The 2,730-nt window shown below is 37.8% G+C and carries 2 protein-coding genes and 1 pseudogene; 1 reads left to right on the top strand and 2 read right to left on the bottom strand.

Annotated features, from left to right (window positions below; all coding sequences use genetic code 11):
* Positions 1-109: transposase (locus tag HT703_RS11130; protein ID WP_240148199.1), on the bottom strand; the 109-nt coding region annotated here is incomplete at its 3' end.
* A 92-nt stretch (positions 110-201) separates the two neighbouring features.
* Positions 202-393, bottom strand: a complete 192-nt coding sequence (locus tag HT703_RS11125; protein WP_023934097.1) for a helix-turn-helix transcriptional regulator — start codon at positions 391-393, stop codon at positions 202-204.
* Positions 394-774: 381 nt separating this feature from the next.
* On the opposite strand from HT703_RS11125, the pseudogene HT703_RS11115 reads away from it, so the two are divergent.
* Positions 775-2,114: pseudogene (locus HT703_RS11115) on the top strand (IS1380 family transposase).
* The last annotated feature ends 616 nt before the right edge of the window (positions 2,115-2,730 follow it).

The raw sequence follows: 2,730 nt of genomic DNA, 5'->3' as shown, positions 1-2,730 counted from the left end.
TGAAGAGAGTTCTGACGCCGACATCAAAAACCTTGGCTGCCTCGACATGGCTGTTCCCCTCTTTGATGTAATCTAATGCTCGCTGTTTAAAATCTGTACTATATGCCATAGCTTTATTATAACATGCTTGTTTGAAACTAAGCAACTATAACTATTTTTTTAAACTCAATAAGTTCTGTACTCTCATTCAAAATTTGCTCGTCAAAAAAAATAATCCATACTAACACTAAGTCTTTTAGCTAGTTGATGCAATAATTCTGAACCTGGAGTATATTCTCCGTTCTCCAAACGACTAATCTGACCTTGCTTACAAATTCCTTCAGCTAACTCTTTCTGAGATAATTTCAATTCTTTTCTTCTGCTCTTAATTCGAGTAGCTAATAAGCTTCCCACACTATTTCCTCCAATCTACTACTGCTAATCATTTTATCACGATTTCTGTAACAATTAAAATACATTTAAATTACTCTAATGGGATGTTGAAGCCTCTCTCTTTACTATCAATTGCAAAATTTATAGTGTTAACTAATTTCTCCAATCTCCTCACTTGATGTTCATACTCGTCTATATATTCATTCATCTGTTTTTGACAATCTTCAATCTCTTTCTCCCCCAATTATTCACACCTAACACAAAAAGCATCCAGAATCGATATGAAACCGAGGATTCTAGGTGCTTTCTCTTTTCACCCATTGGGTGCTGTTTTTACTGGACAAAAGGGAGTTTCTCCTTTATGATATAATCGAAAACAAAATCAAAACAAAGGAAATTCCAATGACCAGTATATAAAATAAATCTACGAAAAACAATACTTTATCACACTTTTCTTTCGATGGTGGAAATCTGACCAATCAAGCTGGTCTTCTGCTCTTCAAAGAACTCTTCACAAAGTTGAATCTAAAAGAAACTATTTCAAAACATCTTGTGAGCGATGATAAACGACGCTATTATCACTATTCGGATGCCGATATTGTCATCCAATTTCTCTTTCAAATCCTTACAGGCTATGACATAGACTATGCCTGTAAGAAATTAAAATCAGATGCTTATTTTCCAAAACTGTTGGAAACTGGACAAGTTGCGTCTCAACCAACCTTGTCTCGCTTTCTGTCACGTTCAACAGAAGCAACTGTTGGGAGCTTGCGAAGACTAAACTTTGAACTGGTTCAACTCTTTTTACAAATGCAAAGCCAACCCAGTCTTATCGTTGATGTGGATTCCACTCATTTTACCACTTATGGGCATCAAGAGGGAGCCGACTATAATGCTCATTATCAGGTGACAGCTTATCATCCCCTTTATGCCTTTGAAAGCCAGACTGGCTATTGTCTGAATGCCCAGTTACGTTCTGGAAATCGCTATTGTTCAGAAGGAGCAGATGCCCTTATTCACCCCATTTTAGAGCAGTTTGACCATCTGATTTTTCGTATGGATAGCGGTTTTGTGAGCCCAAAACTCTATGATTTACTGGAAGATAGAGGTCATGCCTATTTGACCAAACTGAAAAGGAACGCTGTTCTGAGTCGCTTGGGAGATTTAACCTTGCCTTGTTCAGAGGATTTGAGTATTTTACCTCATTCTTCCTATTCAGAGTCCCTTTATAAAGCCGATTCTTGGCGCCAGCCACGTCGTGTTTGCCAATTTTCCCAAAGACAGGAAGGGGAATTGTTCTATGATGTGGTCTCTCTTGTAACCAATTTAAGCAGTGTAGATAGTGAGGAGCTGTTTCAATTCTATCGTGAACGAGGGAATGCTGAAAACTTTATCAAAGAAAGGAAAGCAGGATTCTTTGGGGATAAGACAGATAGTTCGACCATGGTTAAGAATGAAGTACGTATGATGATGGGCTATCTGGCTTATAATCTCTACCTCTTTTTAAAGCAGCTAGCTGGTGATGAAGTAAAGGCCTTGACTATCAAGCGTTTTCGACCTCTCTTCCTTCATATTGCCGAAAATATGTCTCTACTGCTAGACGACATATTCTCAAATTCTCAAGTCTATACGCCTATTCAAAACAGTTTCAAGCCTTATTTGATACAATCTGCCAGATAAATCTGATACTCCCTGTTCCATATAGAGCTAGAGAGCAGGGGAAAACATGCCTAACAGAATAAGTCACCTTATTTTAAAAATCGAGCATCAAACCAAGGGAGGAGTCTGCCCTTTTTTAGGAAAAAATCAAGACAAATCTCCTCAATCATGTCTCGAACATCAGAAATTAAGCAAAATCACCAGAAGGATAGTAGTTTAACTAGCTTTTCTGGTGATTTTCGAAGAGTATTGTTTCTTGCGTCATACTTCAAATAGTCTAGCCACATACATTTGAAGCTGCTACCTCAATACAAACAGTCTTGAGGGTCGCTCTTGGGTTCACCGATAGATAATAGACACGTAGGCCTTGCACATCAGATTTATAGTATATTAAAATAATATATGAACAAATCGATTAGGAAAGGCAAATTAATTTTTATACTCAATGAAAATCAAAGAGCAAACTAGGAAACTAGCCGCAGGCCGTACTTGAGTACGGTAAGGCGACGTTGACGTGGTTTGAAGAGATTTTCGAAGAGTATTAGAAATGTTTTAGTAGCTATGATGTCCTATTCCAGATTCAATCCACTATACGATAGACTCGTCGTATAAAAAAACTGCAATCCACAGATTGCAGCCTTTCTTTATTTTCTGCCTTGATAGCGACTAGTCAGGATGAAAATCACGGTAAAGACCAAC

Source organism: Streptococcus sp. 3874 (assembly GCF_013276425.1).
In the GTDB taxonomy this organism is placed as follows: Bacteria; Bacillota; Bacilli; order Lactobacillales; family Streptococcaceae; genus Streptococcus; species Streptococcus pseudopneumoniae.
Note: the sequence above shows the minus strand (reverse complement) of the source record. Positions and strands in the feature narration are given on the sequence as shown.